A 23792-nucleotide genomic window follows, 5' to 3' on the forward strand; every position below is an offset into this window, starting at 1 on the left:
GCGCCCTTCTCTACCGTAGGCGTCAATAAGGTGCCCTTCCTTTCACACCGGGCGGCGGCCGGCGAAGCCGCACTCGACGCGGTGGTACCAGCGCACGTCGGTGTCGCCCTCCAGCCAGCACCACAGCACCGGACGGCCGGCCCGCTCGCCGGGGAAGTCCAGCAGCACCGGGGCGATGCCCTTGACCTGGATGTCGTGCTCGTGCAGCTCGTCCACGACACCGTGCAGCCGGGCCTCCAGGCCCTTGATCTCGGCGAGGCCGCCGAGCGGGCTCAGCCCGCCGTCGGCGAGGTCGGCGCGCAGCTCGGCGAGGTCGGCCCGGAGCCGGATCAGCTCTCCGATGCGCGGTTGCAGGGTGGCCACGAGGTGACGCGCCTGGGCGAGTGTGAACACCGCGCCAGTATGGGGCACAGGTCTTGTCTTGCGCAGGGGTGTCGACCGGCCAACGCCCGCACCCGGGCCGACTTCGACACCGGTTCCAGCGAGGGGCGACCGATCCGGATCTCGCGGAACCCGACCCTTGCTCGACCTCACTCGGACTGGGCGGCCAACTCCCGGGCACGGTCCCGGGCCGCCTCCAGGGCGGCGAGCATGGCCGCGCGCACGCCGTGGTTCTCCAGCTCGCGGATGGCGGAGATGGTGGTGCCGGCGGGCGAGGTGACCGCCTCGCGCAGCTTGACCGGGTGTTCGCCGGAGTCGCGCAGCATGACCGCCGAGCCGATCGCGGTCTGCACGATCAGCTCGTGGGCGACCTGGCGGGGCAGGCCGAGCAGGATGCCGGCGTCGATCATCGCCTCGACCAGCAGGTAGAAGTACGCCGGCCCGGAACCGGACAGGGCGGTCACGGCGTCCTGCTGGGACTCGGGTACCCGGACGGTCGCGCCCAGCGGCGTGAACATCTCCTCGGCCAGGGCGAGGTGCTCGCCGGTGGCGTGCGCGCCGGCCGAGATGGCGCTCATCGCCTGGTCGACCAGGGCCGGCGTGTTGGTCATGACCCGCACCACCGGGGTGCCCTCGGGCAGCCGCCGGTTGAAGAAGCTGGTCGGCAGGCCGGCGCAGAGCGAGATGACCAGCTTGTCGGCGGGCACCTTCGGCCCGATCTCGTCGAGCAGGGCGGCGGCGTCCTGCGGCTTCACGGCAACGGCCAGCACGTCGGCCTCGCCGACGGCGGTCAGGTTGTCGACCACCTGGACGCCGTAGCGGGTGGCCAGTTCCTCGGCCCGGATGGGCCGCCGGGCCGTGGCCAGTAGCCGCCCCACCGGCCAGCCGGAGCGCAGCAGCCCGGAGAGCACCAGCTCGCCGATCTTGCCCGCGCCGATCACCGCAACGGTGTGGTCTCCCACCGCCATGGTCGTACCCCCTCCGTCGCCCGCCGTGCGGCGGGGCCGAGCGGCGGGCGCGGCGGCTCCCCGGGGAACCGCCGCGCCCGTCGCGTTGGCGTCAGCTACCGAAGAAGACCTCGGCCTCTTCGTACCGCTCCAGCGGCACGGTCTTCAGCTCGCGGGTGGCCTCGGCCAGCGGCACCCGGACGATGTTCGTGCTCTGCATGGCGACCATCTTGCCCCAGTCGCCCTCGTGGGCCGCGTCGATCGCCTGGAGGCCGAGCCGGGTGGCGAGCACCCGGTCGAACGCGGTCGGGGTGCCACCGCGCTGGATGTGGCCCAGCACGACGGTCCGCGCCTCCTTGCCGGTCTTGGCCTCCAGCTGCTCGGCCAGCCACTGGCCGATGCCGCCGAGGCGGACGTGGCCGAAAGCGTCGAGCTCCTGGTTGTGCAGGACCATCTGGCCGTCGAGCGGCTGGGCGCCCTCGGCGACCACGACGATCGGGGCGTACTGGTGCTGAAAGCGCTTCTCGACGTACCCGGCGACCTGCTCGACGTCGAACTGCCGCTCGGGCAGCAGGATCACGTTGGCGCCGCCGGCCAGGCCGGCGTGTAGGGCGATCCAGCCGGCGTGCCGGCCCATGACCTCGACGACCAGGGTGCGGTGGTGGCTCTCGGCCGTGGTGTGCAGCCGGTCGATCGCCTCCATCGCGATGTTGACGGCGGTGTCGAAACCGAAGGTGTAGTCGGTGGCGCCGAGGTCGTTGTCGATCGTCTTCGGCACGCCGACGACGTTGACACCCAGCTCGTGCAGCTTGGTGGCGACGCCGAGGGTGTCCTCGCCGCCGATCGCGATCAGCGCGTCCACGCCCTGCGCGGCGAGGTTCTCCTTGATCCGCTCGACGCCGTTCTCGATCTTGAAGGGGTTGGTGCGGGAGGAGCCGAGGATGGTGCCGCCGCGCGGCAGGATGCCCCGCACCTCCGCGATGCCGAGGGGCTTGGACAGGCCCTCCAACGGGCCCCGCCACCCGTCCTGGAAGCCCACGAACTCGTGACCGTAGGTGGCGACGCCCTTGCGGACCACCGCCCGGATAACCGCGTTGAGACCCGGGCAGTCGCCGCCGCCGGTGAGCACGCCGATACGCATGATCTGCTCATCCTCCTGGAGCATCAGGTGAAGCCCGATTTGCCCCAGGATATGTGTCGGATCAGACCATCGGCACCGTTGCCGGCCCGGGGCGGGCCGTCACTGCGAACTGTAGCCGCCGCGCCGATACGCCGGCAGCGCACCCCGGGGCGACGCCCGCCGCCCAGAAGGTCACCCGCTGACCAGTCGACCGTCCAGCCCGACGGTGGTCAGCATGCAGATCCGCGCGGCGCGCACCCCAAGTGGAAGGGGCCCGGTCAGTGGGCCGTCATCGCGCGCCAGCGGGCGAGGTTGTGCCGGGCGTCGACCAGCGCGTCGTGCCGGGCCGCGTCGGCGTTCGGCAGGGGTGGCCGTCCCCGGTCGTCCCAGAGCTGACGCAGCTCCTTGGTGAACCGGGGGATCTCCCGGGGCAGCCCCGGCATCGACCCCCAGAGCTGGGCGAGGACCACGTGGTCGTACGCGGCGTACCAGGCCCAGAGCTCAAGCTGCTCGCCCGGCCGGCCCCGGATCGGCTCGACGAGGAAGTCGTAGAGGTCGTCGCGGATCCGCTCCCGGGACCGCCAGGCCCGGTCGGCCGGCGAGGGGAGCCTGTCCAGGACGTTGCGGCGCACCCAGGGCACGGCGCGGGAGTCGTCGAACTCGGTGGAGACGGCGTAGAACTCGCGCCCGTCTTCGTCGACGACGCCGATCGACACGAGGTCGACGGTGCGCCCGTCCTCGATGAACTCGCAGTCGTAGAAGTAGCGGTATACCATCGCCCGCCATCCTCGCGCACCGGCGACACCCACCGGAGGCCGGGGTCGCGCACGTCGCGCCGCTCCTTCGCCGCAGCTCGGGACTGTTACGGAAGTGTCGCCGGGGGTGTACAGCGGGCAACTGGGCCGTCATGATCTGATGAGTGCCGCTACCGGACACCGAACCGGTTCGCGACCTCGCGCCGGGATGTGATGTCAGGTTCATCCGGCCGCGAGTTGAGGTCCTTATACCGGGGAGGGGTTGGGCCGTGGAGATGCGCCTGCCGGAGCCGGGTGACGCGCTCACGGGTGTCGAGATGTTCGCCGGCCTCGAGCCGGAGGCCCGGCAACGGGTGATCGCGGCGGCGGTGCCGCGCACGTACCGCAAGGGCCAGTTGCTCTTCGTCGAGAACGACCCCGGCGAGTCCCTGATCGTGCTGCGCCGGGGCGCGGTGGCCGTGTTCCGCACCGCGCCGACCGGCGAGCGGGCCGTGTTGTCGGTGATCCGCCCCCCGGACGTGCTCGGCGAGGTCTCCCTGCTCGACGCCTCCACCCGTTCGGCGTCGGCCGAGGCGATCGAGGACTGCTCCGCCCTCGCGCTGTCCCGGGCGGCGTTCATGGATCTGGTGCACTCCAACCCGCGCATCCTCGACGCGGTGATGCGATCGCTCGGCGGGCTGATCCGCCGGCTGACCGAGCAGAACGCCGACCACGTCTTCCTCGACCTGCCCGGGCGGGTTGCCAAGACGCTGGTCCGGCTGGCTGGCGAGAGCCAGGCCCCGATGATCACCATAGAGCTGAACCAGAGCCAGCTCGCCGAGATGGCCGGGGGCTCCCGGCAGAGCGTCAACCAGGCGATCGGCTCCTTCGCCAGCCGGGGGTGGCTGCGCACGGAGGGCCGCCGGATCGTGGTCACCGACGTGGCGGCGCTGCGCCGACGCGCCGGCATGAGCGACCGCTGACGCGCAAACTGTTCCGTCGGCTCAGCCGCCAACCGCCGCGCCCCGCACGGGGCGCGGGCCGGGACGGGCGCGGGCTGGCACCGGGCGCGGGCTGGCACCGGGCGCGCAGGTCGGCACGGGTGCGAACGGGGGCCGGCGGGGCTGCCCGCCGGCCCGTTCACCGGTTGATCACTTGTCCGGCTCGTCCGCCGGCGGCGCGCTCGGGCCGGGGCCGATCTTCGTCGGTTCGATCGGCTTGGTCGTCCTCGTGATCTTCGTACTGACCTGGTCGGGGGCGCTGCCCTGACCGTCCGGCGTCTCTACCATGCCCTGCTCCTCCAATGCGGCGAGAGTGACGGCGTCGACCTCGACCGTGTCGCCCGGGGCCCACACGGTGCCTCGCGGATCCGTCCACACGGCAGACAGTCGTACGTGCACGGCACTCTCCTGGCGTTCATGTCCTGAGCGGAAGGTTAGTCTGGCCCGGTCGGGCGCACGATCCGCCTGCATATCGGGTAGCCGACTCTGCCGCCTGGGGCGATACTGGGCCCACCTCGCGCTACGGAGCCGACCATCGACCTCAAGTGTGGACACTGCTCACGCGAAGCCGGTCCGGACGACCGCTTCTGCGGCGGGTGCGGGCAGGCTCTGACCCGTGCCTGCGCACGCTGCGGGCACGCCAACAGCGCGGAGGCCAACTTCTGCACCAGTTGCGGCCAGCCACTGCGGGACCGTCCGGTGGTGGTGCAGGAGGACCGCCGCCAGGTCAGCGTCCTGTTCGTCGACATCGTCGACTTCACGACGTACGCCGAGCGAGCCGACCCGGAGCAGGCCCGCAGCCTCCAGCAGACCTACTTCGCCACGGTCCGGCGGCTGGTGCACCAGTACGGCGGGGTGGTCGAGAAGTACATCGGCGACGCGGTGATGGCGCTGTTCGGGGCCCCCGTGGCCACCGACAACGACGCGCTGCGCTGCGTACGGGCGGGGCTGGAGCTGCAACGGAACCTGGCCCGCCAGCCGGCCGGCCCGCACCCGCCGCTCGGCTTCCGGGTCGGCATCGCCACCGGCGAGGCGCTGGTCGACCTGTCCGCCGCCCGCGACGGCGGGCAGGGTTTCGTCACCGGCGACGTGGTCAACACCGCCTCACGGTTGCAGTCGCTCGCGCCCTCGGGCGGCGTGGTCGTCGACGAGAGCACCTGGGCGGCGACCCGGCACGACATGGAGTACACCGACCAGCCGCCGGTGACGCTGCGGGGCCGCTCCGCGGTCAGCCGGATCTGGCTGGCCGTGCGCGCGCTACCGCAGCGGGACCTGAGCACCGCCGAGCTGACCCCGATGGTGAACCGGGAGCACGAGCGCGGCCTGCTGGTCAACGCCCTGCACCGGACGGTGACCGAGCGTACCTCCCAGCTCGTCACCGTCTTCGGCTCGGCGGGGGTGGGCAAGAGCCGGCTGCTGCGGGAGCTGGCCCGGTACGCCGCCAGCCTGCCCGGGCCGCCGATCACCTGGCTGGTCGGGCAGTGCCCGCCATTTGGCGAGAACGTCACGTACGCCGCGCTCGCCGACATCGTGAGGAGCTGGGTCGGCGTGTCGAACGTCGACGACCCGGCGGCGCTCGGCGACCGGCTGCGGCAGCGGTTGGGCCGGCTGGCCGACCAGCACGCCGTGCGGCTGGCCGACTCGCTCGGCCCGCTCATCGGCCTGCCCGGCGAGCGGCTCACCCCGGGCGAGACCGAGTCGTCCTGGCGGCGGTTCCTGCTCGCCCTGGCCGGGACCGGGCCTACGGTGCTGGTGTTCGAGGACATGCACTGGGCCGACCAGGCGATGCTCGCCTTCGTCGAGCAGCTCGGCGCGGCGGCCCGGGGCGTGCCGCTGCTGGTGCTGGCCACCGCGCGGCCGGAGCTGCGGGAGCGGCACCCGGCCTGGACGGGGACGATCAGCGGGGTGATGTCGATCTCGGTGCCGCCGATGCACGACTCCGACATCGACACCCTCTACTCGCTGCTGCTCGGGCAGTCCGCGCTGCTGCCGGCCTCCCGGGGGCCGCTGATCGAGTTCGCCGACGGCAACCCGCTATACGCCCAGGAGTACGCCCGGATGCTGCTCGACGGCGGGCGGCTCGACGCCTCCGGGCGGGCCGACCCGGCCCGCCCGCCGGAGATGCCGCGCACGGTGCAGGCGGTCATCGCCAACCGACTCGACCTGCTCGACCCGGCCGACCGGGCCGTGCTCCAGGCCGCCGCCGTCGTCGGCGTGCAGTTCTGGCCGGGGCCGGTGGCCACCGCGCTGGGCCGGCCCGTGCGGTGGGTGGAGCGGGCGCTGGGCCGGCTGCAACGGCGGGATTTGGTGTACGAGCAGCCCAGCTCGACGATGCCGGGCCAGCCCGAGTACCGCTTCCGGCACATCCTGGTGCGCGACGTGTGCTACCAGCGGCTGCCCCGGGCCGAGCGGGTGCTGCGCCACCAGCGCACCGCCGACTGGCTGGAGCAGGTCACCGACGGCCGGCAGCAGGACCTGGTCGAGGTGCTGGCCAACCACCGCTGGACGGCGCACGAGATCGCCCGCACCGTCGGCCTGGACACCGCGCCCTACGCTCCGGCGGCGCGGGCCGCGCTGCACCGGGCGGCCCGCCGGGCGTACGAGCTGAACGCGCTGGACACCGCCGCGACCCTGGTGGGGCGGGCGCTGGCCCTGCCCGGCGGGCCCGAGCCGACCCTGGAGCTGTTCGACGCGGAGCTGGCCCTCTTCCGCGACGGGGACGCGTTCCTGGTCGACGGCGGCGCGGCGCGGCTGGCCGGGCTGGCCGGCGGGCTGACCGAGGCCGGCGAACCGACCGGAGCGGCCCGTGCCTGGACGCTGCTCGCCACCGCCGCCTGGCGCCGGGCGGACCGCGCCGAGACGCTGCGCTGCCTGGACCGGGCGATCGGCATCTACACCGACCTGCCCGACAGCGAGGAGAAGGCGAGCGCCCTGCTGGAGCTGGCCCGGGTGCACATGCTCAACGCGGAGACCGAGCCGGCGTGCGCGGCGGCCCGGACCGCGGCCGGGCTGGCCGAGCGGCTCCAGCTACGGGAGGTCAGCGCGAGTGCCCGAATCACCCTCGCGGTGGCCCGCTACCTGTCCGGGGTGCCCGAGGCGTACGCGGAGCTGGTCGAGATCACCGAGCACTGCCGGGTGGAGCGGTTGGCCAGCCGCCGGCGGGCGGTGCACAACCTGGCCTGGGCGTTGCAGGAGGAGGGCGACCTGGTCGGCTCGGCCCGGCTGGTGGACGAGCAGCGCTCGCTGGACCTCGGCGGCGAGCACAGCCTCACCGCGAGCTTCGAGGACCAGTGGGCCCGGTCGTACTACGCCGGGGACTGGGGTTCGGCGGCGGAGCTGGCGGCCGAGTCGACGCGCCGGCCGACCGGCGAGTGGGACATGCACATCGTCGCGGTGTCCGGCTGGATGCGGGCGCTGCGCGGCGACCCGCAGACGTTGGCAGCCTGGGCGGGTGGGAGCGCCGACGCCCCGCCCGGGGGCGACGATCCGGACCAGGTGGAGCGGGCGGTGGCCGCCGGGCGGCGGTCCGGCTTCCACCGGGTGCTGCGCTCCACGCTGGCCCACGCCGCCCTGTGCCGGGCCGTGCAGGGGCGCGGGGCCGAGGCGCTGCGGCTGCTCGCCGAGCTGGACGAGGACTGGCGGCGGACCCGGGAGATCCCGTTCGCCGAGTGGGTGCCGGCGATCGGCCACGTCGCGGTGGTGCTCGGCGGGGACGCGGCCCGGCGGGTGCGCGGACTGCTGACCTGCGCGCCCCGGATGACGCCCTGGGCGCGGGCCGCCGGGCAGGCGGCGGAGGCCGCGCTGGCCCGGTCGGCCGGCGATGCCAGGGCCGCCGCCGAGCTGTTCCGGTCGGCGACCGAGCAGTACCGGCACATGGGCGACCGCACCGACCACGCGCTCGCCGCCGCGCTGTCGGTGCGCACCCTGCAGGAGGTGGACCCGGCGGGCGCGGCCGAGGTGCTGGCCGAGGTACGCGCGTTCGCCGACCGCAACCGCGCGCCGGGCCTGCTCCGCCTCGCCGGGATCGACGGCTAGCGGCACCGGCGGGCCAGGCCGTCGACCAGCACCGGGCGGTGGTGGAGTCGATCGCCAGGTGGCCGGGCCGCGTTGCCGGCTGAGGCTCCTATTAGCAAGCGATAAGCAAAAACCGACATTGAGGCCCTGCCACGACCTGCGGCAGGGCCGCTGACTTCGTACGGCGCGCCACAACGCACTCCCGGAAGGGGCCCCTGACGTGTCACGATTCAGGGCACGGCGTGCGGGGCGTCGGGGGCGACCGCACCGCAAGGTGCGCGAGGGAGGATGTCCGGTGTCAGCGGGTAGGGCCCGCCGGGGACGGCGGGACAACGGGCTCGACGCGAGCGACTATGCCGTCGCCGGCGACGTGGATCCACGCGTGGGCGAACACCTGCTCGACGTGCTGGCCGCGGGCGGCATCGCCGCGTACCTGCAACCCTCGGCCGACCTGAACCCGGTCACCCGCACCACCACCGTTCCGGCCCGCCCCGTGGACCGGCTCTACGTCGACCGGTCCCACCTGGGGACCGCGCGCGACTACCTCACCCAGCTCGCCGAGGAGACCCCGGCCGGGCCGGCCCGCGACGAGCCCGATGTCGACGCCGAGTGGGCCCGCATCGTCGCCGGCTTCCACACCTCCCCGGCCGCCGGGGCGCACCCCTGGCCCGCCGCCGAGGACGTCGACGACGGGCCCGAGGAGCGGCCGGCGGGCACGACCGGCCGGGTCGGGGCGGACGAGGGCGGCACCGCCACCGACGTACGCCGGCTGCCGTGGGCCGCCGACGTCTCGGGCGTCTCGGTCGGCGGGAGCCGGCAGGACGAGCCGTCCCTGCTGGACGGACTGGACACCTTCGGCGCCGACCTGCCCGACGAGGCGGAGGAGCGCTACACCCCGCCGCCGCCCCCGCCGCTGCCCCACGTCTCCAAGTACGCGGTGGCCGGCGTGCTGGCCATCGTCGTCGGCTTCGTGCTCTTCCTGGAGCCGACGCTGCTGCCGGTGGATTCCTCCGTGGTGACCCTGCTCGGCTTCACCGGCGTCCTCGCCGGTTTCGTGACGCTGATCTGGCGGCTGCGCCCCGGCGACTCCGACGACGACCCGGACGACGGCGCCCGGGTCTGACCCACGCCCCGCGGCTCACGCTCCGTCGCCCAGCGTCCCCCAGGGCGGGCAGCGGATGCCCGAATTGCGGGACGCGCACCGCCCCCGGCGGGAGGCGTAACAGTGGTGTAACTTACTGTCAGTAGGAATACGGCTGTACGTCACTCCCCCCACTGACTGCCCGGTTGTTCCTTGCTCGCGGTGGTCGGTCTCTGCTGATCGGAATGCCCGAGATGCGACAGAGTTCACTCGTGGTGGTGGCCAACCGCCTGCCCATCGACGACAGTGTGGCGCCCGACGGCGCCTGCGAGTGGCGACGCAGCCCCGGTGGGCTGGTAAGCGCCCTGCATCCCCTGCTGCGGCACACGCCGGCCACCTGGGTCGGTTGGGCCGGCGGCACCGGGCCGGCACCGAGCCTGCCCGACATCGGCAGCGTACGGATGCGCACCGTGCCGCTGAGCGGCGAGGACTTCCGCGACCACTACGAAGGCTTCGCCAACTCGACCCTGTGGCCGCTCTACCACGACGCGGTCGAGCAGCCGGAGTACCACCGCCGCTGGTGGGAGTCGTACCAGCGGGTCAACCAGCGGTTCGCCGAGGCGACCGCCGAGGTGGCCGAGCAGGGTGCGGTGGTCTGGGTGCAGGACTACCACCTGCAACTGGTGCCCGGCCTGCTCCGCGAACTGCGCCCGGACCTGCGGATCGGCTTCTTCCTGCACGTGCCGTTCCCGCCGCCGGAGCTGTTCATGCAGCTCCCCCGCCGGGCCGAGCTGCTGCGCGGCATCCTCGGCGCCGACCTGATCGGCTTCCAGCGCGCCCAGGCCGCGCACAACTTCGCCCAGCTCGTGGCCAAGGTGCTGGAGCTGCCGGCGACCGACCGGCGGATCGGCGTGGACGGCCGGGTGGTCCGCATCGGAGCGTTCCCGGTCTCCATCGACACCGCCGAGATGGCCGCCCTCGCGGCCCGCCCCGACGTGGTCGCGCGGGCGCAGCGGCTGCGCCGCGACCTCGGCGACCCCGACCACGTCATCCTCAGCGTCGACCGGATGGACTACACCAAGGGCATCGAGCAGCGGCTCAAGGCGTACAGCGAGCTGCTGGCCAGCGGGCACGTCAAGGTGCGCGACACGGTGCTGGTGCAGGTGGCGGTGCCCAGCAGGGAACGGGTCACCCAGTACCAGATCCTCCGCGACCGGGTCGAGCGCGAGGTGGGGCGGATCAACGGCGAGTTCGGCCGGGTCGGCGAGCCGGCCATCCACTACCTCACCCAGCCGTTCGACCGGGTCGAACTGGCGGCGCTGTACCGGATCGCCGACGTGATGGCGGTGACTCCGCTGCGCGACGGGATGAACCTGGTCGCCAAGGAGTACGTGGCGGCCCGGGTGGACGACACGGGGTCGCTGCTGCTCAGCGAGTTCGCCGGGGCGGCGGCCGAGCTGCCGCAGGCGTACCTGGTCAACCCGCACGACCTGGAGGGGCTCAAGCAGGGGCTGCTCTCCGCCCTCCAGGCCGACCCGGCCGACGTCACACCGCGGATGCGGGCGATGCGCGAGCACCTGCACCGCAACGACATTCGGGCCTGGGCCCGCTCCTACCTCAGCGCCCTCGACGACGGCGGGTCGCTGCTGACCCACCTCGCCCCGACCGGCTGACGTCGGGCACGCCGGCGCGGCCCGCGCTCCGGGTCGCGCCGGCCCCGGTCAGGGGTGTTTCTTCTCCAGCCAGTCCAGGATCGCGTCGATCGGCTCCTGCCAGCGGGCGTCGAGCATCAGGTCGTGCCCCATCCCGGGGAAGAGCAGCGGGGCACCGCCGTGCCGCCGGGCGGCCCGGGTCAGCGCGGCCGGCGGGACCACCCGGTCGTCGGGGCTGCCCAGCACCAGCACGGGCGGGTCACCCACGGCCGGCTCCGGGTCGTGGTGGGTCAACAGCTGCCACTGGGCGCGCCGGCCGGCCCGGCCGAGCCGGGCGGCGTACCGGCGGGCCTCGGCGTCGGGCAGCTCGCGGCTGAAAAGCTGCCGGCGGCTCAGCCGTAACCCCCCGCCGACGAACGCCGGTAGGGTGCCGCCGGGGTTGCGGCGCAGCGCCGTGCCGAGCGTCGCCCAGTCGCCGAGCACCGGGGCGACCAGCACCGCAGCCCGCGCCGGGTACCGGGCCAGGGCGTGCCGGACCACCAGGGCCCCGGCGCCGTGCCCCACCAGCACCGCCTGGCGCGGCAGGCCCACCGCCACCTGCGTCACGTCATGGGCGTACGCCCGCAGCGTCGCCTCCGGCGCCGGCTCGCTGCCGCCGTGCCCGCGCAGGCTCAGCGCGTACGCCGGGAAGCCGCGACCGGCGGCGTGGGAGAGCCAGTGCTCCGCGAACGCCCACGCGCCGTGCCCGAAGCCGGGCACGAACAGCAGCGGCGGGCGGCCCCGTTCCACCTCGGGGAGCGCGCTGAGCACCTCGCGGCGGGCCGGACGGACCGGCCGGGCCCACTCCCGACCGCGCATGATCCGCACCCGTTGCTGCTGGCTCACTTCTCCTCCAGCTCGTCCATGGCGCGCTGGACGGCGCGCAGGTAGTCGGCGTGGCCCACCTCGAACCAGTGCCGGCTGCTGTCCTTGACCCTGCCCGAGTACCGCTCGCCGACCCCGGCCGCGACCCGCTGCGCGAACGCGGCGGCCCGGTCCGGCCGGCGCAGGCGCAACGCGAGCAGCCGGGCGAACAGGACGGTCTGCCAGTGCGACAGGGGGAAGATCCCCGAGTCGGGCTGGACCAGGCCGGCGACGGCGAGGGTCGGGTGACCGGGGGCGAACGCGTTGAGCCACAGCCGGGGGCGGCCCGACCCGTCGGTGTCGCCGAGCACCCTGGGGTCGAGGAACTCGAAGCGCGGCAGGTATCCGGTGGCGAAGACGACCAGATCCGGGTCGATCTCGCGGCCGTCGGTGAGCTCCACCGCCTTGGCGTGGAACCGGGCCACGTCCGGCACGGGAGTGATCTGGCCGTGGCCGACGTAGTACACGAGCTGGCTGTTGGCGATCGGGTGGGTCTCGTAGATCCGGTGGTCGGGCCGGGGCAGGCCGAACCGGGTCAGGTCGCCGACGGTGAGCCGCAGCGTCCGGTGGTAGAGCCACTGCCGCACGCGCAGCGGCACCCGCAGCGCGATCAGGCTGTCGTTGACCTGGTCGGCGGGGCGGCCGAAAACGTACTTGGGGACGTACCAGTAGCCGCGACGGGTGGAGTGCCAGCAGCGGGACGCCTGCTGGGCCGCCTCGACGGCGATGTCGCAGCCGGTGTTGCCGGCCCCGACCACCAGCACCCGCTTGCCGCGCAGCTGCGCCGGGTCCTTGTACGACGAGGCGTGCATGATCTCGCCCCGGAACTCCTCCAGCCCCTCGTAGTGGGGCAGCTTCGGCGACCAGTTGTGGCCGTTGGCGACGACCACGGCGGCGTACCGGGAGGTGCGCTCGGGGCCGTACCCGCCGGTGCTGCGGGTGGTGACGTCCCAGCGGTCGCCGTCGACCGGCTCGACCCGGATCACCTCGGTGCCGAACCAGATGTGCTGGCGCAGGTCGAAGTGGTCGGCGTAGCGCTCGAAGTACGCCAGCAGCTGACTGTGGTGCGGGTAGTCCGGCCAGTCGTCGGGCATCGGGAAGTCCGGGAACTGGGTGAACGGCCGTGACGAGATCAGGTGGGTGCTGGCGTAGACGGGGCTGCGGTCGTGCCGCCAGTTCCACGCGCCGCCGATGCCAGTCTCCCGCTCGTAGCAGTCGACGCCGAAGCCGTGCTCGCGCAGGTTCTTCACGGCGGTCAGGCCACTGGCTCCGGCGCCGATGACGCAGACCGTGTCGCCGCGGTCGGAGAGCGGTCGGGCGTCCCCGGGCGGGGCGAGCGTCGTCGCGTCCGGCTCGGGACGGCCGGGGTCGGTGGAGGGGGACACCGGAATCTCCTTATGTGCGGCACGAGTGCCGGATCATTCTCCTCATGCGCGGCATGAGCGCCGGGTCGCTGCGAAATCCTTCCGGTAACCCGACCGGTTTGTCCAGCCCGGCCTGGAGGGTGGGTCAGCCGGCCGCGGGCAGCAACAGGTCGACCACGATCGGGAAGTGGTCGCTGGCCCGGCGGGCCTGCGGGGTGTCCACCACGTCGTAGTCGACCACCGTGATCCGGGGGTCGACGAAGACGGCGTCGATGCGGCGGCGCGGGTCCGCGCAGGAGTAGGTGAGCCGGTCGGCGCGGTCGGCCGCGACCGCCGCGTCGGTCAGCCCCTGGCCCACGGTCGCCCAGGCCGCGCCGTCCGGGCCCTCGTTGAGGTCGGCCCCGGCCACCACGGGCAGGTCGGCGGCGGCCAGTTCCCGCTTGAACGCCGCCGCCTGCGCGGGGCGCTCGGCCGGGTCGGTGGACAGGTGCGACCCGGCCAGCAGGAACCGGGCCCCGCCGACCCGGCAGTCGGCGTACGCGGCGCCACGCATGTGCCGGCCCGGGGTCAGCGGGTAGCGCTGGCAGCGGGTGACCAGCACCCGCACCCGCAGGCTGGTCAGCAGCAGGTTGCCCAGCGACGGCAGGCCGCCGTCGGCGACGACCAGCCCGAACGACTCGGCCAACGACGCGCACTTCTGCCGCCACCGGAACCGTCGGGGCGCCTCCTGCACGATCACCACGTCGGGGGCGACCGCGCGGACCACCGCCGCCAGCGCGGCCGTGTCGTCGCGCTGGCTGTGCACGTTGTACGACACGACGCGCAGCGGCACGCCGCCCGGATGCTCGCGAGCCTCGACCACCCGGCCCGCCCCTACAGCCGACGGGCCAGGTCGGCGGCGCCGATCACGCCGGCGGTGTTGCCCAGCTCGGCGGGGCGCACCTTGGCGACGGGGAGCCGGCTGCGCTGGGCCAGCGCGTCGGTGAAGGACCGCCGGGTCGGGCCGAGCAGCAGGTCGCCCGCCTCGACGACGCCACCGCCGACGACGAGGACCTGCGGGTCGAGGATCTGCGCCATGTCGGCGAGGCTGGTGCCGAGCCAGCGCCCGACCTGCGCGAACGCCTCGGCGGAGACGGGGTCGCCGCCCTGCGCGGCGGCGGTCACCATCGGGCCGGTGATCGCCTCGGCCTCGCCGCCGGCCAGCTTGAGCAGGGCGACGGCCCGGTGCGGCTCCTGCCGGGCGGCGGCGCGGGCGAAGCGGACCAGTGCGCTGCCGCTGGCGTACTGCTCGATGCAGCCGAGCCGGCCGCAGCCGCACTGGTGGCCGTCGGGGACGGTGAGCATGTGGCCCAGTTCGGCGGCGATACCGTGGGCGCCGCGTACCAGCTCGCCGCCGAGCACGATGCCACCGCCGACGCCGGTGCCGATGGTGAACATGACCATGGAGTCGTCGGCGTGCCGGGCCGCGCCGTAGCGGAACTCGGCCCAGGCGGCGACGTTGCCGTCGTTCTCGACGATCACCGGCAGGCCGGTGGCCTTGCCGACGTACTCGCGCAGGGGCTCGTCGCGCCAGGCCAGGTTGGGTGCGAAGAGGACGGTGGAACGGACGGCGTCGATCCAGCCTGCCGCGCCGATGCCGACGGCGTCGACCTGCCGGCCGGTGGCGAGTTCGGTGACCACCTCGATGATGACGTCGCGGGTCATGCCCACGTTGTCGGCGGGGGTGTCCCGGCGAGCCTGCACGAGTACGTTGCCGGTGTCGTCAACGACACCGCCGGCCACCTTCGTGCCACCGACGTCGACTCCGATGGTCAGCGTCACCGCTGCCACTCCCCTCTGCTGTGCTGCCCGGCACCGTCACGGCGAACCGCCGCGCCGGTGGGTCGGGATGTCCGGTGGTCAGGCCCCGTCGCCTGGTGCGTCCTCGTCCGCGCCACCGGAGGCCCGCGAGGCGGGCACCACGGGTCGGCCGGCCGGCGGCCGGGGAGCCCGCGGCGCGTTCAGCCCGGCGTCGTCGGCGGGCGGCACGGCGGCGGCCGGAACGCCCGGACCCTCCCCCCGGGTCGCGGCGGACCACACGTCCTCATCCGGCGCCGGCTGAGAATCATGCCCGGTACGGGTGGCCTCGCGCCACACGTGATCGCTGGGCCCCTGGTCAGCCGCCGGGCGGGGCGGGGGCGCGGCGGCGTCGCCCGGCTTCCCGGGCCCCGTGGCGGGCTCGCCGGCCGAGGCGAACGCGCGCAGCAGGCTGGCGACCCCGGCCGCCAGATCACCGGCTCCCGTGGCGAGCCGCTCGGCGAATTCCGGACTCGGGTCGCGCAACGCCGCTATACCGCGGCACACCGGGCAGATGCAGCATTCGGCCGCACCGGTGGCGAAATGGGCGCCGCCGGCTGGCCGCGCCGCACCGGAGCCGCCAGCGCTGTGACCGAGGACACTCGACACGATCCCACCGAGCTGACCGAACGGCCCCGCCCCGGAACCACCACCGGACCCGGCACCCGCGGCGGCCAGCCGGGCCGCCGCGAGCACCGTGGCCACCAGCCGCTCCGCCTCTTCCCGGGCCGAACCCGGATCCGTACCCCCCATGTTCGGCTCCTCTACCGTGCCGGGCGCGCCGCAGCCGGTCGCGTCACCGCGCCGCACCGGTGTCTTCTACCCGGCGCTTGAGCTGCTTCAACGCCGCATCCATGATCATTTTCTCGGCCTTGCGGCGAAACATGCCGAGCATGCCCACGGAGAGCTCCACCTCCAGGGTGTAGGTCACCGTGGTCGTGCCGTCGGGATTGCCGACCAGGTCGTACGAGCCGCTTTGACAGCGCTGCATCTTCGACGGCGCCACCAGGTGCCACTCGACGCGGGTCAGGTCCTCGGCGTACTCGTAGGCCAGCACGTACTCGTCGGTCAGCACCCCGGCGTCGATCGTGAAGCGGACCTGGCTGGCGTAGCCGTCCTCGTATTCCTCGACGACCTCGGTCCGGCGCACCGCCTCGGTCCACTCGGGGTAGCGCGCGAAGTCGCAGATGACCGCCGCCACCCGGTCCGGTGACGCGCCGATGATGATCGACTGGGTGGAGGAGTCCGCCATGGGGGGAGGCTACCCGCCAACCTGCCTACCGCACCCACCTGGGCGGGCGGGTAGGTTTCGACACGACCGGCCCGTTCGGGCCCCGGCCCGCCCGGCCAGTGCGAGCACGAGGGAGTGCAGGTGCGCGAGTTCTCCGTTCCGCCGATCGTCACCATCGGCGACTCGGCCAACCTGACCGACCCGGTCTGGGCCAATGCCGAGGCCGCGCCGCAGGCCGTCCAGTTCGCCCGGCCCGTCGACTCGGCCGACGCGACGGGCTCGGGTTGGGCCGAGGTGACCTGCCGGCAGTTCCGCGACGAGGTGGTCGCGGTGGCCCGCGGGCTGGTCGCCGCCGGCGTCTCCCCCGGCGACCGGGTCGCCCTGATGAGCCGCACCCGGTACGAGTGGACGCTGTTCGACTACGCCATCTGGGCGGCCGGCGCGGTCACCGTGCCGATCTACGAAACCTCCAGCGCCGAGCAGGCCGCCTGGATCCTGGCCGACTCCGGCGCGGTCGCCGCCGTGGTCGAGACGACCACGCACGCCACCCTCGTCGCGGGCATCCGCGACCGGCTCCCCGCGCTGGTCGACATCTGGCAGATCGAGCTGGGCGCGGTCGACGAGCTGGTCGCCGCCGGGGCCTCGGTACACCCCGCCGAGATCGACCGGCGGCGCTCGGCGGTGCAGGCCGACGACATCGCCACCATCATCTACACCAGCGGCACCACCGGCCGTCCCAAGGGCTGCGTGCTGACCCACCGCAACATGTACGCCGACATCGCCAACGCCGTGCCGGCGCTGCCGAACCTCTTCCTGCGCCCGGGCGCGTCGACCCTGCTGTTCCTCCCCCTCGCGCACTCCTTCGCCCGGCTCATCCAGATCGGCGTGGTGCAGGCCCGGGCCACCATGGCGCACTGCACCGACACCAAGAACCTGGTCGGCGAGCTCCAGGCGTTCCGGCCGACCTTCGTGCTGTCGGTGCCCCGGGTCTTCGAAAAGGTCTACAACGGGGCCCGGCAGAAGGCCGAGGCCGACGGCAAAGGCAGGATCTTCGACCGGGCGGAGCAGGTCGCCGTGGCCTACAGCGAGGCGTTGGAGAAGCCGGGCGGGCCGGGCCTGGCGCTACGCGCCCAGCACGCGGTCTTCGACAAGCTGGTCTACCGCAAGCTGCGGGCCGCCCTCGGGGGCCGGTGCCGTGACGCGATCTCCGGCGGCGCGCCGCTCGGTGCCCGGCTCGGGCACTTCTTCCGCGGCATCGGGGTGACCATCTGTGAGGGGTACGGGCTGACCGAGACCTCCCCCGCCGCCTCCGTGAACCTGCCCGACGCCACGAAGATCGGCACCGTCGGCCGACCGCTGCCCGGCGTGACCATCCGGATCGACGACGACGGCGAGATCCTGATCTCCGGCAACCTGATCTTCCAGGGGTACTGGCGCAACGAGACGGCCACCGCCGAGGCGCTCAGCCCGGACGGCTGGTTCCGCACCGGCGACCTCGGGCAGCTCGACACCGACGGCTTCCTCAGCATCACCGGCCGCAAGAAGGAGATCATCGTGACCGCCGGCGGCAAGAACGTCGCCCCGGCGGTGCTGGAGGACCAGGTCCGGGCGCACCCGCTGATCAGCCAGTGCGTCGTCGTCGGCGACCGGCAGCCGTTCATCGCCGCGCTGGTCACCATCGACGAGGAGGCACTGCCGAAGTGGCTGGCCGCCCACGGGCGTCCCGGGGCCACCGCCGTCGACGAGCTGCGCGACGACGAGGCGCTGCGCGCCGAGGTGCAGGGCGCGATCGACCAGGCCAACGAGGCCGTCTCCAAGGCCGAGGCGATCAAGGTGTTCCGGATTCTGCCGCGGGACTTCACCGAGGCCACCGGAGAGCTCACCCCGTCGCTGAAGGTCAAGCGGCAGGTCGTGCACTCCACGTACGCGGCGGAGATCGCCGACATCTACCGGCGCTGACTACGATCCGTCACGTGCCCGACTCCTCGACACCCGTCCGGCCGCCGACGCAGCCGCTCGCCACCGCCGCGCGCGTGGTCATTCTCGCGCTGGTCGCCACCCTCACCCTCTTCGCCACCCGCGACGCCGGCCAGCTCTGCTGGATCGCCCTGCTCGGCCTCGCCGGGCTGCCCGCCGCCCTCGCCCCACAGCACCGGCTGCTCGGCCCGCTCAGTCGCTTCGCCGAGGTGGTGGTGCTGGGGCTGGCCGCGAGCCAGGTCGCCGCGGTCACCACCATCAACGGCACGATCGGCGGCCTCGGCGCGTCGGCCGTGCTGCCGTACCTCGCCGTCCCGGTGACCGTGACCGCGCTGCGCCGCCGGTTCCGCGAGGGCGCGTCGCTGCTCGCCGTCGCCGCCACCACCCTGCTGATCAGCGCCGCCCTCACCCAGGTCGACGGCGGCCGGCAGCTCGGCCAGCCGGGTTACCTCGCGGTCTGCGCCCAGTGGCTGATCCTCGCCGGCCTGGGCCTCTACACCGCCGGCACCCTGCACCGGGTGATGCGGGTGCGCGGCGAGGGCAAGCCCCAGCCGTACGCCGAGGCGACCCGGCTGCTGACCCAGCTCCGCACGGTGGCCCGGCAGTTGCCCGGGGCGACCCTCGACCCGGGGGGCATCTCCGAGCACCTGCTGGAGGAGCTGCGCACCGTGGCCCGGGCCGAGCGGGCTGCGGTGCTCTCCGCCAGCGGCGGCGGCCGGCTGGTGGTGCTCGCCCAGGTGGGCGTGGACCGGATCGACTGGGAGACGACGCTCGACGCCGACTCGGCGATCGCCGACGCCTGGGCCAGCCAGCAGCCGCAGACCGCGAATCGCTCGCAGGCCCGCTCGCACGCCGGCGGCGACGTCTCCGCTCTGATCGTGCCGCTGGTCGCCGGGGTCCGCACGGTCGGCATGCTGGTCATGGAGGCGGACGTCGCGCAGGCGTACCCGCCGCCGGTCGTGTCCCGGGTGACCGCGCTGACCCGCCCGGCGGCGCTGCGGCTGGAGGCCGCGCTGCTCTTCGACGAGGTGCGCTCGCTGGCCACCAACGAGGAGCGGCAGCGGCTGGCCCGGGAGATCCACGACGGGGTCGCCCAGGAACTGGTCATGGTCGGGTACGGCATCGACAACGCCCTCGCCTATGTCGACGAGGACCCGGTGGAAACCGCCGAGGCGCTGCGCACCCTGCGTGGCGAGGTGACCCGGGTCATCACCGAGCTGCGGCTGAGCCTGTTCGAGCTGCGCAGCGAGGTGGACCGGCACGGCGGCCTGGCCGCCGCCATCGCCGAGTACGCGCGCACCGTCGGCGCGTCCGGCGGGCTGCGGGTGCACCTGTCGCTGGACGAGTCCACCGCGCGGTTGCCCGCCGCCACCGAGGCCGAACTGTTGCGCATCGCCCAGGAGGCGGTCACCAACGCTCGCAAGCACGCCGGGGCGTCCAACCTGTGGGTCACCTGCGAGGTGGACCCCCCGTACGCTCAAATCGAAGTGTCGGATGACGGTCACGGCATCGGTGACCAGCGCACGGACGGTCACTACGGGCTTGCGATCATGGCCGAGAGGGCGGAACGTATCCGGGGCCGGTTGGAGATCAGGCCGCGCCAACCCAGCGGCACGACCGTGGCGGTGGTTCTCGGCTCCTCGCCCCGGCGCGATAGGGTGCGCGGCAACGCCGCAGCAGCAGAAGGGGAGTAACCCGAGGATGACCACAAGCCCGACACCGGCGACCCGCACCAAGGTCCTCCTTGTCGACGATCACGATCTGATCCGCAAGGGACTGCGGCACGCCTTCGAGCGGGACCGGCAGTTCGAGGTCGTCGGTGAGGCCGCCACGGCGGCGGAGGGGGTCCGGCAGGCCGGCGCGCTCCAGCCCGACGTGGTGATCATGGATCTGCGGCTGCCCGACGGCAGCGGCCTGGAGGCCACCCGCGCGCTCCGCAAGTCGAGCGCGTCGATGGGCATCGTCGTGCTCACCATGTACGCCGGCGACGACCAGCTCTTCGGCGCGTTGGAGGCCGGCGCGAGCGCGTTCGTGCCGAAGACGGCCCCGGCCGACGAGGTGGTGGCCGCCGCCCGGCACGCCGCTTCCTCGCCGAGTGCGTTCACCGCGGCCGACCTGGCCGAGGCGATGAAGCGGCGGCTCGCGCCGTCCGGCCCGCAGCTCTCCCCCCGCGAGGGTCAGGTGCTGCGGCTGCTCGCCGACGGGATGAGCGTGGCCGGCATCGCCAAGCAGCTCTTCGTCAGCGAGTCAACGGCCAAGACCCACATCTCGAAGCTCTACGAGAAGCTGGGCGCGGCCAACCGGGCGCAGGCGCTCATGACGGCGCTGCGGCTCGGCCTGCTCGAAGCGCCGGACGCCCCGAAGTTCTGACGCTGCGCTGCCCGGTGGGCAGCACCGGCCGGGGCTTCCGTGACGGCCGGCGGGTCCGGTCAACGGGACCCCCGGCCGGGCGAGCGGGCCGACAGCGGCCCTCTCTGGTCACCCGCACGGCCGGCGGGGCAGAATACCCGGTGACCCACGCGGGCGGCGTGGCCCGCGTCGTTGACAAAAGGGGTAGGGCATGCAGCGGCCGGACTGGGCACCCGAAACCATCGACATCGAGCGTCCCAGCGTGGCCCGAATGTACGACTACTATCTCGGCGGCTCACACAACTTCGCCGCCGACCGGGCCGCCGCCCGGGCGATGGTGGACGCGGTGCCCGAGGCTCCGCTGATGGCCCAGGCCAACCGGGCGTTCCTCCGCAGGGCGGTGCAGTTCCTCGCCGAGTCGGGGATCCGTCAGTTCCTCGACATCGGCTCCGGCATCCCGACCGTCGGAAACGTGCACGAGATCGCCCAGCGGATCGCCCCGGAGGCCCGGGTGGTGTACGTCGACATCGACCCGGTGGCCGTGGCGCACAGCCGGGAGATCCTCAGCGGCAACGACCGGGCCGCCGTGCTTCAGCAGGATCTGCGCCACCCGGAGCGGATCCTGGCCCATCCCGAGGTCACCCGGATGCTCGACTTCTCCCAGCCGGTCGCGGTGATGATCGTGGCGGTGCTGCACTTCGTGCCGGACGACGACCGGCCCGACGAGATGCTGCGGACCCTGCGCGGGGCGCTCGCCCCGGGCAGCTACCTGGTGATGTCGCAGGCCAGCGACGACGACCGACACGACACCGGGGAACGCGAGCAGGCCGAGGCAGTCTACCGGCGCACCGACAACCCGCTGTTCATCCGCAGCCGGCGCGAGTTGGCCGCCCTCTTCGACGGCTTCACGCTGGTCGACCCCGGCGTGGTCTGGGTCCCGCAGTGGCGGCCGGAGACACCGGAGAGTGCCGAGGACGCCGAGAAGGCGGTTTTCATGGGCGGCGTCGGGCGGCTCGGTGGATGAGCACCCGAACGGCCAGTCAGGCTCGTCAGCCCCCGGCGGCCCCGCCTCCTGTCCGGGCGTGTTCGCCCGGGCCTGGGCGAAGGCGGTCTCCGGCACCAGCTACCTGCCGATGACACAGGCCCAACTGGAGGCGCTGCTGCACCGGCTCACCGTGCGGCTGGCCGAGGCGCTGGTGTCCGAGCCGTTCGACCTGCGGGCCGGCCACCAGGTCGGCGCCGAACTGGTGGCGGCGCACATCGCCTCCGCCGAAGGGCTTGGGCGGACCATCGAGGTCATCCAGCTCCGGCTGCTACGCGACCTGGGGCTGGTCACCGAGGACGTCGAGGACCGGATGCCCCGGCTGCTGGCCACCGTGGCGACCGGCTACGCCCGGGCGCTGCGGGACCGGACGCTCGACGAGCAGGAGTCGATCCGTCGGGCCGCGATGATGGCCCGCGCGGAGGCCGAGCGCGCCCTGCGCGACAGCGAGGCCCGCTTCCGCCACCAGGCCACCCACGACCCGCTGACCGACCTGCCCAACCGCACGCTGTTCACCGAGCGGCTCGCCGCCGCCATCGACTACCCCGGCCGGGGCGCGGACCGGGTCGGGGTGTGCTTCCTCGACCTGGACCGCTTCAAGGTGGTCAACGACTCCCTCGGGCACCATGTCGGCGACATGCTGCTGGTGTCGGTGGCCGACCGGCTGCGCCGCGCGCTGGGCGAGCACCTGGTCGCCCGCCTCGGCGGGGACGAGTTCGTCATTCTGGTCGAGCGCACGGCGGGCACCGACGACGTGGTGAAGGTGGCCGAGGCGGCGCTGGCCGCAATCAACGAGCCGGCTCTGATCGACGGGCACGAGCTGACCGTGTCGGCGAGCATCGGCATCGTCGAGCGTCCGGTGGCCGGCACCACCCCGATCGACCTGATGCGGGCCGCCGACGCCACGCTGCACTGGGCCAAGGCGGCCGGCGGGGCCCGCTGGATGCTGTTCGACGCCGACCGCAACCGCCGCGAGTTGGCCAGGTACGCCCTGTCCGCAGCGATCCCGGCGGCCCTCGAACGGGGCGAGTTCCAGCTGGACTACCAGCCGCTGACGTCGCTACGCGACGGCAGGGTGCTCGGCGTGGAGGCACTCGTCCGCTGGCGGCACCCCGAGTTGGGCAAGCTGTACCCGGGCAGCTTCATCGAGCTGGCCGAGGAGACCGGGCTGATCGTGCCGCTCGGTAGCTGGGTGCTCGCCGAGGCGTGCCGGGAGGCCGCGACCTGGTCGTCGTTCGGCGCCGCCGCTCCGTTCGTCAGCGTCAACCTGGCGGTCCGCCAGGTGCACCGTCCCGGCCTGGTACGGGAGGTGCGCGACGTGCTCGAACGCACCGGCCTGCCGCCCGAGCGGCTCCAACTGGAGGTCACCGAGAGCACCATGATGAGCGCGGTGGAGGAGCCGGTACGCGCCCTGCGGGTGCTCGCCGACATGGGCATGCGGATCGCCATCGACGACTTCGGCACCGGCTACTGCAACCTGGCGTACCTGCGGGACCTGCCGGTGACCGAGCTGAAGGTGGCCGGGGAGTTCGTGGCGGGGCTGCGCGCCCCGGCGGACGACCCGGCGAGCCGCACCGACGAGCGCATCCTCGCCTCCCTGGTCTCGCTGGCGCACGCGCTGGACCTGACGGTGACGGCCGAGGGGGTGGAAACCGAGGGGCAGGCCGACCGACTCCGCGCCATCGGCTGCGACGCCGCTCAGGGCTGGCACTTCGGCAAGCCGGCACCCGCCGCCCGCCTCCTGGAACGTCTGGCCTGACGGCGGCCCCGTCGTCCGCTTCCGCCCGCCCGGAGCCCAGCTGCCCACCTGTGAGGGTGCGTTCGGGCCCTTTGGAGCTGCCCGCACGAACGGGGCAGCCCTCGGAACGAACGGGGCAGCCCTCGAAACGGAGAGGCAGCGCTCGAAACGGACAGGGCAGCCCTCGAACGGACGGGCAGCGCTCGAAACGAACGGGGCAGCCCTCTCGAAACGGACGGGGCAGCCCTCTCGAAACGGACGGGGCAGCCGGACCCGCACGAAACGCCCTCCCACGGCCCGGTCGGTCGATGGTGCGGGCGCACGGACGGGGCAGCTCCAAAGGGCCCGGACCCCCACCTGGTCACCCCCGCGTATCGCGTATCGCGCACCGCGCAAGCGCCACAGGTCGGGCGCACCCCGCC

The 23792-nt window shown here is 73.6% G+C and carries 20 protein-coding genes; 9 read left to right on the plus strand and 11 right to left on the minus strand.

Annotated elements, in window-relative coordinates; genetic code table 11:
* Positions 1–42: 42 nt before the first annotated feature.
* The 4 genes from E1258_RS07260 to E1258_RS07275 form a co-directional block, all read right to left on the minus strand.
* Positions 43–393: a DUF2203 domain-containing protein gene (locus E1258_RS07260; protein ID WP_036372606.1), complete on the minus strand. Its 351-nt coding sequence runs from the start codon at positions 391–393 to the stop codon at positions 43–45.
* Between the two features lie 137 nt (positions 394–530).
* The gene (gene proC / locus E1258_RS07265) at positions 531–1349 is read right to left on the minus strand and encodes a pyrroline-5-carboxylate reductase (RefSeq protein ID WP_132398012.1); all 819 of its coding nucleotides are present in this window, start codon (positions 1347–1349) and stop codon (positions 531–533) included.
* Between the two features lie 91 nt (positions 1350–1440).
* Positions 1441–2469, minus strand: coding sequence for a 6-phosphofructokinase (locus E1258_RS07270; RefSeq protein WP_007072204.1), 1029 nt, complete (start codon positions 2467–2469; stop codon positions 1441–1443).
* Between the two features lie 257 nt (positions 2470–2726).
* Positions 2727–3224 (minus strand): polyadenylate-specific 3'-exoribonuclease AS, encoded by a 498-nt coding sequence (locus E1258_RS07275; RefSeq protein WP_132398014.1) that lies wholly within the window; start codon positions 3222–3224, stop codon positions 2727–2729.
* Positions 3225–3472: 248 nt separating this feature from the next.
* Between E1258_RS07275 and E1258_RS07280 the strand changes: the two genes are divergently transcribed.
* On the plus strand, positions 3473–4165 hold the full coding sequence (locus tag E1258_RS07280) for a Crp/Fnr family transcriptional regulator (protein WP_007072206.1): 693 nt from the start codon (positions 3473–3475) through the stop codon (positions 4163–4165).
* A 168-nt stretch (positions 4166–4333) separates the two neighbouring features.
* Here the strand turns inward: E1258_RS07280 and E1258_RS07285 are convergent, their stop codons facing one another.
* Positions 4334–4582 carry a hypothetical protein gene (locus tag E1258_RS07285; RefSeq protein WP_132398016.1) on the minus strand — a complete coding sequence of 83 codons (249 nt, stop codon included), beginning with the start codon at positions 4580–4582 and terminating at the stop codon, positions 4334–4336.
* A gap of 135 nt (positions 4583–4717) precedes the next feature.
* Here E1258_RS07285 and E1258_RS07290 point away from each other — a divergent pair, with 135 nt between their 5' ends.
* From E1258_RS07290 to E1258_RS07300, 3 genes are all read left to right on the plus strand, one after another.
* Positions 4718–8218 (plus strand): adenylate/guanylate cyclase domain-containing protein, encoded by a 3501-nt coding sequence (locus E1258_RS07290; RefSeq protein ID WP_132398018.1) that lies wholly within the window; start codon positions 4718–4720, stop codon positions 8216–8218.
* A 274-nt stretch (positions 8219–8492) separates the two neighbouring features.
* The gene (locus E1258_RS07295) at positions 8493–9320 is read left to right on the plus strand and encodes a DUF308 domain-containing protein (RefSeq protein WP_132398020.1); all 828 of its coding nucleotides are present in this window, start codon (positions 8493–8495) and stop codon (positions 9318–9320) included.
* Between the two features lie 212 nt (positions 9321–9532).
* The gene (locus tag E1258_RS07300; protein WP_132398050.1) at positions 9533–10951 is read left to right on the plus strand and encodes a trehalose-6-phosphate synthase; all 1419 of its coding nucleotides are present in this window, start codon (positions 9533–9535) and stop codon (positions 10949–10951) included.
* Between the two features lie 48 nt (positions 10952–10999).
* Here the strand turns inward: E1258_RS07300 and E1258_RS07305 are convergent, their stop codons facing one another.
* From E1258_RS07305 to E1258_RS07330, 6 genes are all read right to left on the minus strand, one after another.
* The gene (locus E1258_RS07305) at positions 11000–11788 is read right to left on the minus strand and encodes an alpha/beta hydrolase (protein WP_132398052.1); all 789 of its coding nucleotides are present in this window, start codon (positions 11786–11788) and stop codon (positions 11000–11002) included.
* A gap of 23 nt (positions 11789–11811) precedes the next feature.
* A complete protein-coding gene (locus E1258_RS07310) occupies positions 11812–13218 on the minus strand; it encodes an NAD(P)/FAD-dependent oxidoreductase (RefSeq protein ID WP_132398022.1) in 1407 nt (468 codons plus the stop codon).
* Positions 13219–13342: 124 nt separating this feature from the next.
* Complete coding sequence (locus E1258_RS07315; RefSeq protein WP_132398024.1) at positions 13343–14059, minus strand: endonuclease/exonuclease/phosphatase family protein; 717 nt, start codon at positions 14057–14059, stop codon at positions 13343–13345.
* Between the two features lie 11 nt (positions 14060–14070).
* On the minus strand, positions 14071–15027 hold the full coding sequence (locus E1258_RS07320) for an ROK family glucokinase (protein WP_207919455.1): 957 nt from the start codon (positions 15025–15027) through the stop codon (positions 14071–14073).
* A 69-nt stretch (positions 15028–15096) separates the two neighbouring features.
* Positions 15097–15786 carry a hypothetical protein gene (locus tag E1258_RS07325; RefSeq protein WP_132398028.1) on the minus strand — a complete coding sequence of 230 codons (690 nt, stop codon included), beginning with the start codon at positions 15784–15786 and terminating at the stop codon, positions 15097–15099.
* A gap of 43 nt (positions 15787–15829) precedes the next feature.
* Positions 15830–16285 (minus strand): SRPBCC family protein, encoded by a 456-nt coding sequence (locus E1258_RS07330; protein ID WP_132398030.1) that lies wholly within the window; start codon positions 16283–16285, stop codon positions 15830–15832.
* A 120-nt stretch (positions 16286–16405) separates the two neighbouring features.
* Here E1258_RS07330 and E1258_RS07335 point away from each other — a divergent pair, with 120 nt between their 5' ends.
* From E1258_RS07335 to E1258_RS07355, 5 genes are all read left to right on the plus strand, one after another.
* Positions 16406–18223, plus strand: coding sequence for a long-chain fatty acid--CoA ligase (locus E1258_RS07335; protein WP_132398032.1), 1818 nt, complete (start codon positions 16406–16408; stop codon positions 18221–18223).
* Between the two features lie 74 nt (positions 18224–18297).
* Entirely contained in the window at positions 18298–19935 is a 1638-nt protein-coding gene (locus E1258_RS07340) for a GAF domain-containing sensor histidine kinase (protein ID WP_132398054.1), read from the plus strand.
* A gap of 7 nt (positions 19936–19942) precedes the next feature.
* Positions 19943–20611 carry a response regulator transcription factor gene (locus E1258_RS07345; RefSeq protein WP_007072219.1) on the plus strand — a complete coding sequence of 223 codons (669 nt, stop codon included), beginning with the start codon at positions 19943–19945 and terminating at the stop codon, positions 20609–20611.
* 190 nt (positions 20612–20801) lie between these two features.
* On the plus strand, positions 20802–21614 hold the full coding sequence (locus E1258_RS07350; protein ID WP_132398034.1) for an SAM-dependent methyltransferase: 813 nt from the start codon (positions 20802–20804) through the stop codon (positions 21612–21614).
* A 109-nt stretch (positions 21615–21723) separates the two neighbouring features.
* Complete coding sequence (locus E1258_RS07355) at positions 21724–23391, plus strand: bifunctional diguanylate cyclase/phosphodiesterase (protein WP_243715254.1); 1668 nt, start codon at positions 21724–21726, stop codon at positions 23389–23391.
* Positions 23392–23792: the final 401 nt, after the last annotated feature.

Source organism: Micromonospora sp. KC207 (assembly GCF_004348615.1).
Taxonomy (GTDB): domain Bacteria; phylum Actinomycetota; class Actinomycetes; order Mycobacteriales; family Micromonosporaceae; genus Micromonospora.

Coding starts and splice junctions, on each gene's coding strand:
- proC (WP_132398012.1), bottom strand. CDS start 1,349: ATGGCGGTGGGAGACCACACCGTTGCGGTGATCGGCGCGGGCAAGATC.
- E1258_RS07270 (WP_007072204.1), bottom strand. CDS start 2,469: ATGCGTATCGGCGTGCTCACCGGCGGCGGCGACTGCCCGGGTCTCAAC.
- E1258_RS07275 (WP_132398014.1), bottom strand. CDS start 3,224: ATGGTATACCGCTACTTCTACGACTGCGAGTTCATCGAGGACGGGCGC.
- E1258_RS07300 (WP_132398050.1), top strand. CDS start 9,533: ATGCGACAGAGTTCACTCGTGGTGGTGGCCAACCGCCTGCCCATCGAC.
- E1258_RS07305 (WP_132398052.1), bottom strand. CDS start 11,788: ATGCGCGGTCGGGAGTGGGCCCGGCCGGTCCGTCCGGCCCGCCGCGAG.
- E1258_RS07325 (WP_132398028.1), bottom strand. CDS start 15,786: ATGGGGGGTACGGATCCGGGTTCGGCCCGGGAAGAGGCGGAGCGGCTG.
- E1258_RS07330 (WP_132398030.1), bottom strand. CDS start 16,285: ATGGCGGACTCCTCCACCCAGTCGATCATCATCGGCGCGTCACCGGAC.
- E1258_RS07345 (WP_007072219.1), top strand. CDS start 19,943: ATGACCACAAGCCCGACACCGGCGACCCGCACCAAGGTCCTCCTTGTC.
- E1258_RS07350 (WP_132398034.1), top strand. CDS start 20,802: ATGCAGCGGCCGGACTGGGCACCCGAAACCATCGACATCGAGCGTCCC.
- E1258_RS07355 (WP_243715254.1), top strand. CDS start 21,724: ATGACACAGGCCCAACTGGAGGCGCTGCTGCACCGGCTCACCGTGCGG.